The 15,516-nt window shown below is 47.3% G+C and carries 12 protein-coding genes; 1 reads left to right on the top strand and 11 read right to left on the bottom strand.

All coding sequences use genetic code 11. The features are described 5' to 3' along the window. Nucleotides 1-13: 13 nt before the first annotated feature. From L1N97_RS16420 to L1N97_RS16370, 11 genes are all read right to left on the bottom strand, one after another. Nucleotides 14-1,600, bottom strand: a complete 1,587-nt coding sequence (locus tag L1N97_RS16420) for a PH domain-containing protein (protein WP_236130535.1) — start codon at nt 1,598-1,600, stop codon at nt 14-16. Further along, on the bottom strand, nt 1,593-2,135 hold the full coding sequence (locus tag L1N97_RS16415; RefSeq protein WP_236130534.1) for a PH domain-containing protein: 543 nt from the start codon (nt 2,133-2,135) through the stop codon (nt 1,593-1,595). Before L1N97_RS16415 ends, L1N97_RS16420 begins: the two co-directional genes overlap by 8 nt. Before the next feature lie 133 nt (nt 2,136-2,268). Next, on the bottom strand, nt 2,269-3,264 hold the full coding sequence (locus L1N97_RS16410; RefSeq protein ID WP_236130533.1) for a branched-chain amino acid aminotransferase: 996 nt from the start codon (nt 3,262-3,264) through the stop codon (nt 2,269-2,271). 72 nt (nt 3,265-3,336) lie between these two features. Continuing rightward, on the bottom strand, nt 3,337-4,776 hold the full coding sequence (tldD, locus tag L1N97_RS16405; protein WP_236130532.1) for a metalloprotease TldD: 1,440 nt from the start codon (nt 4,774-4,776) through the stop codon (nt 3,337-3,339). Continuing rightward, nucleotides 4,776-5,627 (bottom strand): carbon-nitrogen hydrolase family protein, encoded by an 852-nt coding sequence (locus L1N97_RS16400; protein WP_229588293.1) that lies wholly within the window; start codon nt 5,625-5,627, stop codon nt 4,776-4,778. The genes tldD and L1N97_RS16400 overlap by 1 nt, the downstream gene beginning before the upstream one ends. Beyond that, nucleotides 5,599-9,456, bottom strand: a complete 3,858-nt coding sequence (locus L1N97_RS16395; protein ID WP_236130531.1) for a YhdP family protein — start codon at nt 9,454-9,456, stop codon at nt 5,599-5,601. The genes L1N97_RS16400 and L1N97_RS16395 overlap by 29 nt, the downstream gene beginning before the upstream one ends. After that, entirely contained in the window at nt 9,456-10,922 is a 1,467-nt protein-coding gene (gene rng, locus L1N97_RS16390; RefSeq protein WP_229588289.1) for a ribonuclease G, read from the bottom strand. The genes L1N97_RS16395 and rng overlap by 1 nt, the downstream gene beginning before the upstream one ends. A 2-nt stretch (nt 10,923-10,924) precedes the next feature. Continuing rightward, nucleotides 10,925-11,491, bottom strand: coding sequence for a Maf family protein (locus tag L1N97_RS16385; protein ID WP_229588288.1), 567 nt, complete (start codon nt 11,489-11,491; stop codon nt 10,925-10,927). Then, a complete protein-coding gene (gene mreD, locus L1N97_RS16380; RefSeq protein ID WP_229588286.1) occupies nt 11,491-11,973 on the bottom strand; it encodes a rod shape-determining protein MreD in 483 nt (160 codons plus the stop codon). Before mreD ends, L1N97_RS16385 begins: the two co-directional genes overlap by 1 nt. Beyond that, the gene (mreC, locus tag L1N97_RS16375; protein WP_226752416.1) at nt 11,973-12,830 is read right to left on the bottom strand and encodes a rod shape-determining protein MreC; all 858 of its coding nucleotides are present in this window, start codon (nt 12,828-12,830) and stop codon (nt 11,973-11,975) included. The genes mreD and mreC overlap by 1 nt, the downstream gene beginning before the upstream one ends. A gap of 27 nt (nt 12,831-12,857) precedes the next feature. Then, nucleotides 12,858-13,901 (bottom strand): rod shape-determining protein, encoded by a 1,044-nt coding sequence (locus L1N97_RS16370; protein ID WP_226752415.1) that lies wholly within the window; start codon nt 13,899-13,901, stop codon nt 12,858-12,860. A 293-nt stretch (nt 13,902-14,194) separates the two neighbouring features. On the opposite strand from L1N97_RS16370, the gene L1N97_RS16365 reads away from it, so the two are divergent. Next, nucleotides 14,195-15,121, top strand: a complete 927-nt coding sequence (locus L1N97_RS16365; RefSeq protein ID WP_236130530.1) for a 1-aminocyclopropane-1-carboxylate deaminase/D-cysteine desulfhydrase — start codon at nt 14,195-14,197, stop codon at nt 15,119-15,121. Nucleotides 15,122-15,516: the final 395 nt, after the last annotated feature.

Below are 15,516 nucleotides of genomic sequence, written 5' to 3'. Positions count from 1 at the left end.
TGTGTGCCAAGGCTCACATCCAGCCTTTGCCACTGGCTTGTGCTTGATACAAGGCGTAGTCAGCCAACTTTTGCGCATCCGCTTGCGGCATATACGGAATATTCAATGCGCCAGCCGCATACACACACCGCAAATGTTGCAGCTGCGCTCGGCGCATAAACCAATGCTGGCTTAAGGTCAGTTGCTGTAACTTATGTAGTGGCACACAATAATAATCAGCGCCAATCACGCCCTGCCGGATATACAAAAACTCAGTATCGAGTGCATAACCAAATTTACGCCAACGTAACCACAGCAATATTTGCACCACAGCGCTTAGCAACATGCCAAAACTGCCAATCCATACTGAGGTGCGTATCAGCAGCAAGCTGATCACCAATAACGGCAAACTGACAAACAGAGCGCTCGGAATTAAATAGCGCCAATTCACCCCTTTTAAAGCCATTTTTGCTAATTGTTGTTGTGGGTAAGCTTCATAAAGTAATTGCGCTGCAGCATCAGGATGAAGCGCTGGCACCATAATTTTACTGTGGCCAGCATTTTGCTGCATGGCCTCCAGCGGTGAAAACATTTGTTCATAATGTAAATTACAACGCCCAAGCAGTTTATCTAACCAATCTTGTTGTAACTTTACCCACTGCAAACGCGATAATGTCATGCTGATCTCATGGCGGGTAAACAAACCACTGCGCCGTATATAGCGGTCCTGCGTGCGGTACAAGCGAAATTGATAATAGCTGATCACCGACAGAGCAATTGAACCCAGCGTGATCAGCAGCATAAAGAACATCGCTGTTGCTAATACGGCTAACCCCACACCAAACCAGGATTGCTGGGCAGGGTTAAACCAACCGCTAATATCTAAGCCCAATACAGGTAACTTTTCATTTAGCATATCCACTAAAGGGCGATAAAAAGGCGCTAACAAACCCAACGCTAAAATCACTCGGTTATTACTAATGCCGTATAGCACCAAATCGCCAATATCACGACGACAGAGCAGTGTTTCTGTTGGTTCAGTAGCGGCTACCGCAGGCTCAGTACGTGTGGCAATATCGTCGATACTCTCAAGTGGCTGTCCGGCAGAGGCTAACGCTTGGCGTTTAGCATAAATAGCGTGTTGTAATTGTTGTGCCAAATGTTCGGGTAACGCCGCTAGCTGTGCTTCTTGCACTTTGGATCCGGCCGTATCTAAATGCACACATAAATGCCCTGTCGGCCGATAGTACAGCGGTTGTTGTAACCTCACATTTTGAATGCGGTTAAAGGGTAAATTTAACTGCGCTTTACGCAGCACGCCTGAACGGATCTCCACCGTTTCATCAATAATGCGAAAACGAAAAGCCCAATAGCGCAACAAGGCAACCACGACCAGTAACAGCAGCAGCACCAGTACGCCAAGCAAGAAGGCGCGAGGTTGGCGCTGTATGCCTTGATAAAACACAATCAGCACTGGGGCCAAGTAGCTCACGTTACCAAAAATCGCTTTAAATAAACGTAACGCCAGGTACAACAGCGCAATCGGCGATACTCGCTGCCATTGCGATAAAGAATCTAGGGCCGGCGTCGCTTCGCTGACACTGGTGTGCGGCTCAGCCATGTTGCTGCATATCCTTATGTTGCAAAATTAACTGGCGAATTTGTTGGGCGGTATCAGCAGGCAAACCGGGGATTTGAAAAGTATGCATGGCGCCACCCGCACTAAATACTTGTAGCGTGGCTAAATTGGCCCAGCGATCTAAAGGCCCTTGCTTAAGTTCGATATGCTGAATACGCAATAACGGTTGCGTAGTGCTTTTACGAAAAAATAAACCGCGTTGAAAACTCAGATCATGCTCGCGTAACGCATAAGCGTATGTTGGCAGTGCGAAGTGATCCCATGTTGCCAGCAGCAGCCCCAGGCCACTGATCAGCAAGCCTATAAAAAGCAACAGCGGCTGATGGACTTCATCGACAGGCCAAAACGGTTGATACAGCAAGACCAGCCACACGAGTGTCAGCAAGGCTGTCCAGCCGAGCTCTAAAGCCACAATTAACGGTTTATATTTTGGGGAAAGGGGCTGCCAGTTTAATTGCGCTAACGCCGGTAAATCGGTGTCAGATAAAACAAGATTATAAAAAGGCTGCTGATCCATGTTGTTCTCTGGCTGTTATTGGGGTGTAAGCAGAATGATAGCAGCCCGTACCGCCCTGCCACCAGTCATTTTGTTTGTAGCAATAAATACGGCAGCCGCAGCTGCCGTAATAATCAGCGTATGACTGCTGGGCTTAGCAGACCTTCGTCAACCAACCAAATTTATCTTCAGCCTTACCCCATTGAATATCATTTAGCGCCTGACGCAAGGCCGCTGTGGTTTGCCCTGCCTCACCGCCGCCAACTTGATATTCTTTGTTTTCATGGATTAAGGTACCTACCGCAGTTAATACCGCCGCGGTGCCCGATAACGCCGCTTCGGCACCGGGCCGTACTGCGCGCTCGAGTAGCTCGTCAACCGTTAACTCACGCTCAGACACTTTCATACCGCGATCACGCGCCAGCGTTAAAATAGAGTCGCGCGTAATGCCGTGCAAAAACGAGCTATCCAGTGCTTTAGTAATAATTTCATTGCCATCAATTAATAAGAAGTTCGCAGCACCGGTTTCTTGTACATCGCCGTTCGGGCAGAACAAGACCTGATCGGCTTGCACTGCGGCACGGGCTTTCATAATAGGCTGCAGTGCGCTGGCATAATTACCACCACTTTTTACCATACCCATATGGCTAGCACAGCGGGCATCGTCTTCTAGCAATAATCTTAGCGCCTTGGCGCCACCGGCAAAATAATCACCCACCGGAGATAACAGCACATACAGCATCGAATTTAAACTGGGTGCTGCGGCTTTACCGATAGAGCCTTCGGTACCGATATGCGTAGGACGAATATACATTGAGCCCGGCGGGTTTGGCACATCTGCCGCATATTGACGCACGATATCCGTGATCATGTTGGATAACATGACCGGGTCAAAAGCAGGTAACGCCAGCAAAGCACTACTTTGCTGTAAGCGCGCCACGTTTTTATCCATCCGAAAAATATGAATAGAATCGTCGGCGTGACGAAACGCTTTTAGCCCTTCAAAACAGGTGCTAGCGTAATGCAGCACATGTGCACCAGGGTGCAAACTGATGCTATTACTCGACACCATTGCTGGTGTGCTCCACTGATTTTGTTCATAACGCGAGATAATCATCTCGGGGGTGAATACCGTACCAAATGCTGCCATCTTTCTTTCCTGCGTATGTAGTAATGCCGGCCTGTGCCGACAGATCCAGAGGTTAACGCTATCTATTTTTAATTATTGAGTGCCGCCAACGGTCAGCGCATCCAGTTTCAAGGTAGGCTGCCCTACGCCAACCGGTACACTTTGACCTTGTTTACCACAGACGCCGATACCGCTGTCTAAGCGCATATCATTGCCGACCATAGACACATGTTGCATCGCTTCTGGGCCATTACCAATTAAAGTCGCGCCTTTAATCGGTGTGGTAATTTTACCGTCTTCAATTAAGTAAGCTTCAGAAGCCGAAAACACGAATTTACCCGAAGTAATATCCACTTGGCCGCCACCAAAGTTAGGCGCATAAATGCCCTTCTTCACGCTGCTAATAATTTCTTCTGGGCTATATTCGCCCGCTAACATGTAAGTGTTGGTCATCCGTGGCATGGGTAAGTGCGCAAATGACTCACGACGACCGTTACCGGTAGGTGCCACGCCCATTAACATCGCGTTATGCTTATCTTGAATGTAGCCTTTCAGAATACCGTTTTCAATCAAGACATTGTATTGGCTTGCTGTACCTTCATCGTCAATATTTAATGAACCACGACGGCCCGTCAGGGTACCATCATCGACAATAGTACAGTGCTTCGACGCCACTTGTTCACCAATACGGCCACTAAACGTCGAGGAGCCTTTACGGTTAAAATCACCTTCTAAACCATGGCCTACCGCTTCATGTAACAACACCCCTGGCCAGCCAGAGCCGAGCACTACCGGCATGGTGCCAGCAGGCGCATCAACTGCGGTTAAATTGACTTGTGCCATCCGCACGGCTTCGCGAGCAAACTGCTGCCAGCGCACCGCACCGTCAACTTCTTCACTAAAGTAGTGATAATCCGTTCTCGCGCCACCACCGGCGCTGCCGCGCTCGCGACGACCGTTTTCTTCTAATAGCACCGAGCAATTTAAGCGCACTAAAGGGCGAATATCTGTCGCATAGGTACCATCGCTGCCTGCAACCAATATTTCTTCGTAAACGCCGGTTAGGCTCACCATAACTTGCTCAGCCCGCTTGTCTAGGGTACGAATAAAGGCTTCAACTTGATGCAATAAAGCGACCTTGTCGGTGTTGCTCAGGCTTTGTAAGGGCTCGCAGGGTAAATAAATTTGGCTATTGCCCGTGCGGCTAAAGGCTTTAACACTGCCTTGTTGACCGTGCGCCGCAATACCGCGCGCGGCGGTAGCCGCTTGTTTTAGGGCATCGCTATTAATCGCATCGGCATAAGCAAAGCCGGTTTTCTCGCCGCTAATAGCGCGTACTCCGACGCCTCGCTCGATATTAAATGAGCCATCTTTTACCAAGCCATCTTCTAATACCCACGACTCATGCACGCTAGATTGAAAGTATAAATCGGCATAATCGAGCTGATGCGCAAACAAAAAGCCCAGCGTCTGTTCTAAATCGCGGGCGCTCAGCTCAGAGGCATTAATTAGGTTTTGTTCTACTACATTCATTATTTCAGCTCACTTCTAAATCGGTTATGTTGCTTTACTGGCATGTTTACGGCCAATTGTTGGCAATCGGCCAAATCGACCGCCACTGAGATCCAACCCGGGGCGGAACCCGCCTCAGCTAACACCTCGCCCCAAGGGCTAATAATCAGGCTATGACCGAATGTTTTACGCCCATTGGCATGGGTACCGGTTTGGCCTGGCGCCACCACAAAGCTTTGGCTTTCAATAGCACGGGCGCGTAATAACGTATGCCAATGTGCCGCGCCGGTGACTTCGGTAAACGCCGCCGGCACGCTGAGTACATTCATACCCTGCTCGGCTAACGCCTGTGTTAAGCCAGCAAAGCGCACATCATAGCATATAGTCATTCCCAGTTTCAGACTGCCCTGTTCAGATAATGTCAGTTTCTTACCCGGCTGGGTACTTAGTGATTCGCGGTACGATCCCATGCTGTCATTCACGCTCACATCAAACAAATGTAATTTTTGATAATCGGCCAATAGCTGGCCATCAGGCGCAAAAAATACACTGCTGGCAGCGAAACGCGCTGACTCATCGGTGCATGTTGGTAAACTACCGGCCACCAAGTACAGCTGATACTGCTGAGCTAATGCCGCACAAGCCTGCTGAATAGGCCCGTGCCCTAGCGGCTCTTGATAACGTTGCTGTACCCCTTCAGCCCCACCAAATACGGCAAAACACTCTGGCAGCACCACCAGATGCTGCAAAGCACGCGGCAATTGTGCTAATTGCTCTCGTAAGAAACGTAAATTACTCTCGGGATCAGGCTGGCTGTTAAATTGAATGGCACTGAGCTGCCACTTAGTCTGAGCGGGGTTGAGTGTTATCAAGGGGAACCGCCTCTGGTTGAGCAATACGCACCGGTACGGGCACTTCGGTGCTGTGTCGATTGACTTCCGTCACGACCGGTTTATCAAAACTGCCGGTTACCGTGAAATTAATACGCGAGATCACTTCTGCCGATTGAAAGACTTCATCTAAGGCAAGTGCCGCTAAACCGGTCGCGGGATTCACCATCCAGGCAATGATCACCGGTAAACTCGAGGTCACTTTTGGCGCAAAGGACATTTGATAATCCATCTGCCGTTTTACCAGATCAGAATAGCCCTGAATCGCTAAATTGCCTGGCACACCATCCACCACAAAGTCATTGGTTTGCGCAATACCGCGCTGCACGTTCAGGGTGCCACTCATTTTGTTGTAGTAAAAACCTTTGGCAAACACATCACGAAAATCGAGCCGCAATTTACGCACTAACGAGTCTAGGCTAAACAGTGAAAATAACCGCGCGCCCTGATCGCTGACCTCTGTTAAAGCGCCATCACCAAGTGCAAACTTAACATTGCCATTGAGTGAGCCTAAACGAAATTGTTGCGGCGCACCTGGCCAATTTAGCTCAAAACTAATGTCACTGCGGCTGCCGCTAATGGCGGTGCTTAATTGATATTCAGCCAATAAGTTACCGATATTCGGGCTAGAGAAGCTACCATTAAAATGGCTAACACCTGCTGCGTTATCAGGCTGCCAATAGCCTGACACGCCAAGCTTACTGCCTTTGTAATCGGCATCGAATTGGCGTAACTGCCAAGTATCACCCGTACCCGCCGCTTGAATTTGGACATAACCAAAACGGTAATGACCAATTGAGCAATCCTGACAACTTAATTGCAATGGCACCATTTGCGTTAACCATTGTTGCTCTGGTAACTCTGCTAATAACGCTACAGCGCGTTCGTTTTCTGCCAAGGCCGCGTCTTTTTCGGGTAAAGCAAGATGCAAGTAATCAAACTGTGCGGCGATGCCTTGCGCTTGCCAGTCATGGAAAAACTGCCAACGACTTGCTAACTCTGTGCCATTAAGCTGTAACTGCCACGTTTGATCTGTGCTTGATAACTCAAAAACCGTATTGGTTAACTGCAAATTATCGGGTAGCGCTATCGCGCCAATACGGCCACGCACTTTGTTTAACGGCGGTAACAACCCTTGGCCCTCGCTCTTCAAACTGAGTAACGGCTGTAAAAACTCGTACCATGGCAGCAAACTGACTGCTGGCAAATTGATGTCGACATTAAACCCTTTACTTCCCAGCCCTGGGTCCGCACTACCAACCGATAACTGTGCACGACTTATCACGCCTGTACTGTGTGGCAGTTCGGCTTGAAAGTTAAGCAGCGCTGGATAATCCAACGTAAAATAACTTTGCTGTTCATTACCGTGCGCCACCAATTGTAAGCTGGCAGCTTGCTGCTGTGTTTTAGCAAAGGGGGTAGGTAAGTTTACGGCTAAGTCATCCAGCCGCGCACTGAGCTCGGCCTGATAGGTAAAACCACTGCTCGGTAACAATAACGCCAGCTTTAACTGCCAATCCAGTTCCCCCTCAAGCAAATCTGCGGCTTCAGGCCACAACGGCAAAGTGAGATCGGTCGCCGGTGTTAGGCCATTTACAGCGAGGTCAACTTTGTAACCTTTTTCTTGTAAGCTCCCTTTTAATTCCGCCGCACCTTGAATGCCTTGCCAATTAAATTGCAGCTGATCACTGCTGATTTGTTCATTAATAAACTGAATACTGCCCGTTAAACCATTAATTTGCAGTGCGGGGGCTTGTAAGTTGGCTTGCACATTCAGTAAACGCGTGACACCACTCACTTTCACACTTGGCTCACGTAAGCCTATTTCTACTAGCATCTCAACACGTTGTGGGCCGATTAACCCTAAGTGTTCTAACGTTTTACCTAAGTTGTCTTTTAATGACGACTGCGAGATGACCTCGGTGATATTGCGACTGTCTAACTGTGAATTTAAACGAATATCCAACTGGGCAGCGTCAAACAAATTCGGAATAGTGGCGCTGACCACATCCGTTAATGCCAATTCAGCAAGGTTTGCGCTGTGTGATTCAATCAGCATACTGGCATTATCAAATAGCAAAGTTCCATGCAGCTCCGTTAACGCCGGCCAGTCGGGTGCAAAATAAAACACCCCTTCGCTTAGCTCGGCAAAAGCTTGAAAATGGCCTTGCCCTTCACGAAACGGATAATCGGCAAAGGCGCCTTGCCACAAAAAAGTGGTTTGGATCACTTGACCGCTATTGAGCGCATTAGTCAGATAGTCTCGCGTTTTCTCCGGCATATAGCGCTGCGGATAATAATAATGGGCATTGGCCGCATCTAAACCGGTGACTTGTGCCAGCAAAGCTAACTCGGGTTGTTCAGACAGTGTTAAAGCCAGTTGGCCGTCAAAACTAAAGTCAGTAGCTTGCAGCTGTAAGGTGGGGATCTGTAGCTGCCAGTCGTTGTTCCGTTTAAGTAAGCGAATATCCGCTGTTAATTGCTGATAAGGCCAGGCCTGTTTAAATAAACCATCCCAGGTTAATTGCTGCTCTTCTGCCGACAGCGCTAACCAGGCAAAGTTGTTACCAGCCCAAAATTGCCCTGCTAAGTTTTCAGTGCCAGGAATGTCTTTCACCGCAAGATTACTGAAACCACTAAACTGGCCTTGTAGCTGCCATTGCGCGTCTTGCCATGCTAAATGCGCCTGTTCTAAATAGCCCGAAGGTTGATAGGCTAAAATGCCTTGCAGCACTTGACTGTCTTCAGCCCACAATTGCGCCAATGGCTCTAAGGCATCTAACTGAAATTGCTGGATCGCAGCAACCCAGCGCTCTGAGGTTTTGTGCAGTTGAAATTGCAACCCGGGCCACACTTCCAGTTCATCCGCCAAACTTAATTCACTGGATAACAATTGCCAGCCTTCGGCTACCGGTTGCCATAACAATTGCCCTGGCCCTAACTTTAAACTGTGCTTTGAACCGGCGCGCTGCCAATGCATGCTGTTATCTGCTAACTCAACATGGATTTGATGCAATTGACCGTTGTCGAGCGAAGCCCAAGCCTCAAAGTTAATACTGGCTTTTTCTAAGCGATGGGTTTGCGGCAGCCACTGCCGAAATAACGGGATTAAGTCTAACTCCGAGCTTTGCAGATACAGCTGGCCCTGTGCCTCAGCCAAGCTTGGGCCTTGAAAATCTAAGATAAAACTGACGGTATTAGCCGTAACATCGGCGATGGAGAGCTCACCATGACCTTGGTGGTGTTCTTGCAGGTTGCGCCAATTTAACTGGCTGATATCCAATACCAACTGCGGATTATCAGCGCTAAACAGGATCAGCTGGCTATCGCGCAGGGTAAATTCTTTTAATTGCCGGAAAAATAATTGCTCTAACGCCAGTAGCACCTTACTCACCGAGTCTACTTGGTTAGATCCCGGCTGCACCAGTGCATCGGCATCTAACCAATAACGTAAGCCACGTAATTCAAAATGTTCAGCGGTAAGTTGTCTTGAGGTAAGACTCCCCCAGAAGTCGATACGAATAGACGTTTGTTCAATATGCAGTTGTAGCTGCTCGGCCGCGTTCAACTCAACTTGCTCTAACACTAGAGCGGGGCCGCTTTGTCGCCACGCGGCGGTAATTTGGCCAATAGCAATTTCAGTACCGAGTTGTGCAGTCAGTACCTGTTCAATATGGTGCTTGTAATTGTCTGCATAAGGTAGCGCAATGCGTAGCACCGACACCACGGTAGCTAACACCACCAAACAAATAGCCAGCGCTATCCATAATTTATGCAGACAGTAAAAACAAAATTGCTTTGTTTTCTGCACTACATCATTACCACGTCAAACTGCTCCTGTGTATACATCGGCTCTGCATGTATGCTGATTTGCTTACCTATAAAAACCTGCAACTCAGCTAAACTATGAAACTCATCTGTCGTTAGTGCATCTTTAACAACAGGTGCAACATAAACCACAAATTTATCTGCAGAATAAGCCCGATTAACCCGCACGATTTCGCGCAAAATTTCAAAACAAACGGTTTCAACGGTTTTTAACGAACCGCGGCCCATACATACTGGACACTCTGAGCATAGAATATGTTCCAAACTTTCGCGGGTTCTTTTGCGCGTCATTTCCACTAAACCCAGCGCAGAAAAACCATGAATATTGGTTTTGGCTCGATCGCGGGCTAATGCTAGCTCTAAACTATGAAATACGCGCCGTTTATGTTCTTCATTTTGCATATCGATAAAATCGATAATAATAATACCGCCCAAGTTACGCAGCCGTAATTGCCGGGCGATGGCTTGGGTAGCTTCGGTATTCGTATTGAAAATGGTTTCATCTAAATTTCGGTGGCCGACAAAGGCACCGGTATTCACATCGATAGTGGTCATGGCTTCGGTTTGATCGATAATCAAATAGCCGCCACTTTTTAAAGGCACCTTGCGCTCTAAAGCACGCTGGATCTCATTTTCAACATCGAACATATCAAAAATAGGCCGCTCGCCGGGGTAATACTCTAGCAAGGGCACACTTTGTGGCATAAACTCTTCACAAAAAGCGGTAAGTTGTTGAAAGGTAAGCTTTGAATCAACTCGTACTCGCTCCAGCTCTGTGCCGACAAAGTCACGTAATATGCGATAACACAAGGTTAAGTCTTCATAGACAACCGCTTCTTTGCGCGTATTTTTTTTGCGCTTGAGCACCTTGCTCCAGAGTTTTTTTAAGAATTTGGCATCATGTATCAGTTCATCTTCAGCGGCGCCTTCTGCGGCAGTACGTACAATAAACCCCCCGCTGTCGTCCATATTATTGGATACGATCTCTTTTAGCCGCTGTCGCTCCGCTTCGCTTTCTAATCGCTGCGATACACCGACATGCGTTGAATCGGGCATAAAGACTAAATAGCGTGAAGGTAAGGTGATGTCTGTGGTTAAACGTGCGCCTTTAGTCCCTAACGGATCTTTAACAACCTGCACTAATAGGTACTGACCTTCACGCACTAATACACGAATATCTTTACTAATACCGGGTTTGTGTTCGAGTTCAGTGGCTTCATTGTGCTGCACGATATCTGACGCATGCAAAAAAGCGGCTTTATCAATACCAATATCGACAAAAGCGGCTTGCATGCCCGGCAATACGCGGCTGACTTTACCGACATAAATATTGCCCACCAGCCCCAAGCGGGCCTGACGTTCGATATGCAACTCTTGCAGCACGCCATTTTCAATCAGCGCAACACGTGTTTCGGTAGGGGTAACGTTAATCAGTAACTCGGCACTCATGCCTACCTCGATAACTGCTGTAATAAACGATCTGTTTCACACAGCGGCAAACCTACTACAGCACTATAACTACCATGAATTTTTTCGACAAACTTACCGGCTAAACCCTGGATGCCATAACCACCGGCTTTATCGCAAGGTTCTTTAGTTAACCAATAGTCAGCCATTTCGGCTTCACTAATTTCTCGGAAAAACACATCTGTTATCGCTAACGCTTGTAAGGTTTGGCTTGGTGAAACAATGGCAACGGCGGTCATAACTTGATGCTGACGGCCGGATAATAACTGCATCATAGCCAAAAAATCAGCATAATCCGTTGGCTTACCTAAAATTTTATTGTCAACCACCACACTGGTGTCTGAGCCCAGAACCGGTAATGCGTTGGCAATTTTTGCGGCACCGGCTTGTGCTTTTTGCAGTGCCAAACGGCTAACATAGGCGGCAGCCGCTTCATCTGGCAAAACACTTTCATCGATTGACGCACTGATTAAATCAAACTCCACACCCAACTGTTGCAACAATTCGCGCCGACGAGGTGAGGCTGAAGCTAAAGCAATTTTCGGATACATTATTGGATCTTAAGTTGGCGGCGATAACGCCGTAAAAACCAAAACAACCAAGGCCAAACCAGCATGCCAGTTAGCACAGGCCACAAATAAGCGGGGCGAAAATTAACGCCAGTTAAAAAGTTACTCAACCAAAAAAGCAATAATTGATACAGTGCTAACAACAAACCGACTAATAAACTTTGTTGGATAACACCAAAGTTGCGAATTTGCAGATGGTTAACCGCCATCACAAAAGCAACCACTGAAAACGCTAAGGCGTTAACCCCTAACACAGTGCCCACCAGAACGTCGGTTAAAAACCCCATAAAGAAAGCCGTACCAATATTCACTCTACGTGGTAAGGCTAAGGTCCAATACATTAAAACAAGCAACACCCAATCGGGCCGAAATAAGCTGAATTGAAACGGTACCGGAATAACCGTCAGCAACAACGCCGTAATTAAACTTAAATAAATAAAACCTAAACCCTGTGCTGGGCGCATTATTCTGGTTCCTCTTCCTGCCGCACCGCTTCAACCTGCGTACCTGGCCATAAGATCAACACATGTCGGATGCGATCCAAGCTGGCATAAGGTTTGGCATATACCGTCATAAACGGTTGGCTATCATCTCGAATAACATTAATGACTTCCGCCACGGGATAGCCTTCAGGGAAACGGCCATCCAAGCCAGAGGTTAACAAGCGATCGCCCTCTCGAATATCGGTACTCAACGGTAAATGGATAACGCGCAGCATATCCCATTGGCCTAAACCTTCTGCCACGGTGCGCACCCCAGTACGTTCTGCACGTAATGAAACTGCATGAGTATTATCGGAAATTAACAAAGCGCGGCTACTATTTGGCCCAACGCTGACGATCTGCCCAAGCACCCCTTTTTCATCGATAATGGGTTGATGCACCGTGACGCCATCATTAGTGCCTTTGTTCAACACAATTTGATGACTAAAAGGATGGCTATATACGGCAAGTACTTCAGCAATCAGGCGCTGGCCCTCGACCACAGGTGCTGAACCAAGTAACGCTCGTAGTTTATTGTTCTCTTGTTTTAAAAACGATAACAACTGTAATTGCGTTTCTTGGTTCAATAAGCGTGTTTTGAGCTCAGCATTTTCAGCTAATAACTGCTGCTGAGACAAAAGCTGCTCTGAGGCACCGGAAATAAGACTTTCAGGTAAACTTGCCACATAAAATAGCGGGCTAACGGCTGAAGTGAGATAACTACGCAACTGCGTGGAGCTTTCGGTATAGCGGTCAACAAACATTAGCCCGACGCTGCAGGCTATAGCAAATACTAAACGTAGCCCGAGTGCCGGGCCACGACTAAAAAAATCATTCATGTAGGTCTCTGACGGTGCTAAACCTCATTACTCGTAACTGAAAACATCGCCACCGTGCATATCGATCATCTCCAGCGCCTTACCACCACCACGAGCCACGCAAGTTAATGGATCATCACCGACAACAACCGGAATACCGGTTTCTTCCATTAACAAACGATCTAGATCACGTAACAGTGCACCACCGCCGGTTAATACCATGCCGCGCTCAGAAATATCTGACGCTAACTCAGGTGGGGATTGCTCTAAGGCAACCATTACGGCACTAACAATACCGGCTAATGGTTCTTGTAAGGCTTCTAAAATTTCATTACTGGTCATAGTAAAGCTACGTGGTACACCTTCAGCAAGGTTACGACCACGTACTTCAATTTCTAACACATCGTCACTCGGGTAAGCCGAGCCAATTTCTGTCTTAATGCGTTCAGCTGTTGCTTCACCAATTAAAATGCCGTAGTTACGACGAATATAGTTAACAATCGCATCATCAAACTTGTCGCCACCAATCCGCACGGAAGAAGAATACACCACACCATTTAACGAGATAATGGCGACTTCTGTAGTACCACCACCGATATCAACGACCATAGAGCCGGTAGCTTCTGAAACCGGTAAGCCCGCACCAATTGCTGCGGCCATAGGCTCATCAATTAAGTACACTTCACGCGCACCGGCGCCTTGGGCAGATTCACGAATAGCACGACGCTCAACTTGAGTAGAACCACAAGGAACACAAACTAAAACGCGTGGGCTAGGCCGAAAAAAACTGTTGCTGTGCGCTTGGCGAATAAAATGCTGTAACATTTTTTCGGTAACATAAAAGTCCGCAATGACCCCATCTTTCATCGGGCGAATAGCTTTGATATTACCAGGCGTACGACCCAGCATACGTTTAGCCGCATGCCCTACTGCTGCCACGCTCTTAGGACCACCGGCGCGTTCCTGTCGGATAGCGACTACAGAAGGCTCGTTCAAAACGATACCTTGGTCTTTTACATAAATAAGAGTATTAGCTGTACCAAGATCGATGGACAGATCATTTGAGAAAATGCCGCGCAGTTTATTAAACATGGAGAAGGTGGATCCTTTTAACAACATCCGACTGCTAAAGCCAACAAGAGCGTGTCAGCAATCAGAAAAAAATTTTAGAAGAGTTAACGCTATTCTAAGTAAGTCTCAGGCAAGAAAATAGCTTTTTATGACTTTTTTGCCAAATTAACCCAATTACTGAAAAAAACCACGTATTGCTGCTTTTTTGTCAGCTATTCACGTGCTTTGCTAACAAATCACCGCGGCAGTTATACTCGCTGCACCTTATACTGTAATAGTAATTTACCTTAAAGATAAGCAGACGAATAACGACGATGACACTTCCCTCAATACACTGGCAACGCTGGTATGACAAACGCCTCGGCGCGAACAACAACGAGCTATGGTTATTAAACCTAGTCCCGCCTGTGGCTGAAATTGCGGGTAATAAGTGGCTCAAATTACACAACGCATTACAACAACGTTTGCCCACGCAAGGCATTCTTAGCTTAGGCGGAGCCTTCTCTAACCATTTAGCCGCCCTCGCTGCTGCTGGACACTATTACCATTTTCCAACCATCGGCTTAGTGCGTACCGAGCAGCTAGACTTAAATAACCCAACATTAGCCCAGTGCTTAAAACATGGCATGCAATTACACGCCTTAACACGAACACAGTTTAGACAGCGCTCAAGCAGTGAGTTCAATTTATATTTGCAGCAACAGTATCCCGATTATCTTGTGATACCGGAAGGTGGCAGCAATTTACAAGGTGCAGCAGGCGTTGCCACATTACCGTTAGCCGATACACCCCATGGTCTTGCCGACATACTATGCTGTGCTACGGCCAGTGGCGGCACTTTGGCAGGTCTGATCCAGCGATATCCGCATACGCAAATATTGGGTTTAGCCGTCGTCAAAGACAGCGCCTTAACAGACAAGGTAAAACGATGTTTACCTCATTCAATGATAGCTGCCGCAAATGATCAAAACTGGTCAATTCAACCTGCCGACTCTAACTATGCCAAGGTATCTAACGAGTTAATCGATTTTTGTTGTCAGGCAAAACAACAACAGAATATCAGTATAGAACCGGTGTATACCGGCAAAGCACTACAACAATTATTCACGCTATTAGATCAAGGCAAGATCCCAGCAAATAAACGCATCGCTTTTTTCCACACCGGTGGATTACAAGGTTTAGCAGGGTTACATTATCGAAAGATCCTCAGTGATCAGCAATTCGATTTATTAAACCGCTGACAATGCACTGGATCTTCAAGCATTGAAAACCCCACCCAAACAAATAAAGAAAATCACTATGAGGCGATTGGTGAGGCATTGGCAATGGTTTGAAGCGTTTTGTCAGTGGTACTGCACGCGTGATTAGAGAGAACCTAGAGACTGGCAGTGCTGAACAGTTCTTTAAGAGGAAAAGCTATAATCAAATCGAATAGCACAATACAGCATAGGGCAGAATTTGGCTGGGGACGTCTTTTGCATGGATGCAAAAGAGGAGCGTACAAGGATGTATTATACCATTCCATCTTGTTTTCTGCTCTAATTGTACTCACCAAATCATCATACTCTGAGTCTTATGAATCATACTGCTGAAGACATCCTTAAGCTTTCTCGCGCCGAGAAAAATGGGCGTAAGC

It is taken from the genome of Rheinheimera sp. UJ63 (assembly GCF_021568285.1).
GTDB classification, from domain to species: Bacteria; Pseudomonadota; Gammaproteobacteria; order Enterobacterales; family Alteromonadaceae; genus Alishewanella; species Alishewanella maricola.
The sequence above is the reverse complement of the archived record's forward strand: the minus strand, read 5'-3'. Positions and strand labels throughout refer to the sequence as shown.

Excerpts from the sequence above, each read along its gene's own strand:
- L1N97_RS16420 (WP_236130535.1), bottom strand. The coding sequence starts at position 1,600 with ATGGCTGAGCCGCACACCAGTGTCAGCGAAGCGACGCCGGCCCTAGAT.
- mreD (WP_229588286.1), bottom strand. The coding sequence starts at position 11,973 with ATGCGCCCAGCACAGGGTTTAGGTTTTATTTATTTAAGTTTAATTACG.
- rng (WP_229588289.1), bottom strand. The coding sequence starts at position 10,922 with ATGAGTGCCGAGTTACTGATTAACGTTACCCCTACCGAAACACGTGTT.
- L1N97_RS16410 (WP_236130533.1), bottom strand. The coding sequence starts at position 3,264 with ATGGCAGCATTTGGTACGGTATTCACCCCCGAGATGATTATCTCGCGT.
- L1N97_RS16415 (WP_236130534.1), bottom strand. The coding sequence starts at position 2,135 with ATGGATCAGCAGCCTTTTTATAATCTTGTTTTATCTGACACCGATTTA.
- tldD (WP_236130532.1), bottom strand. The coding sequence starts at position 4,776 with ATGAATGTAGTAGAACAAAACCTAATTAATGCCTCTGAGCTGAGCGCC.
- L1N97_RS16385 (WP_229588288.1), bottom strand. The coding sequence starts at position 11,491 with ATGTATCCGAAAATTGCTTTAGCTTCAGCCTCACCTCGTCGGCGCGAA.
- L1N97_RS16365 (WP_236130530.1), top strand. The coding sequence starts at position 14,195 with ATGACACTTCCCTCAATACACTGGCAACGCTGGTATGACAAACGCCTC.
- mreC (WP_226752416.1), bottom strand. The coding sequence starts at position 12,830 with ATGAATGATTTTTTTAGTCGTGGCCCGGCACTCGGGCTACGTTTAGTA.
- L1N97_RS16370 (WP_226752415.1), bottom strand. The coding sequence starts at position 13,901 with ATGTTTAATAAACTGCGCGGCATTTTCTCAAATGATCTGTCCATCGAT.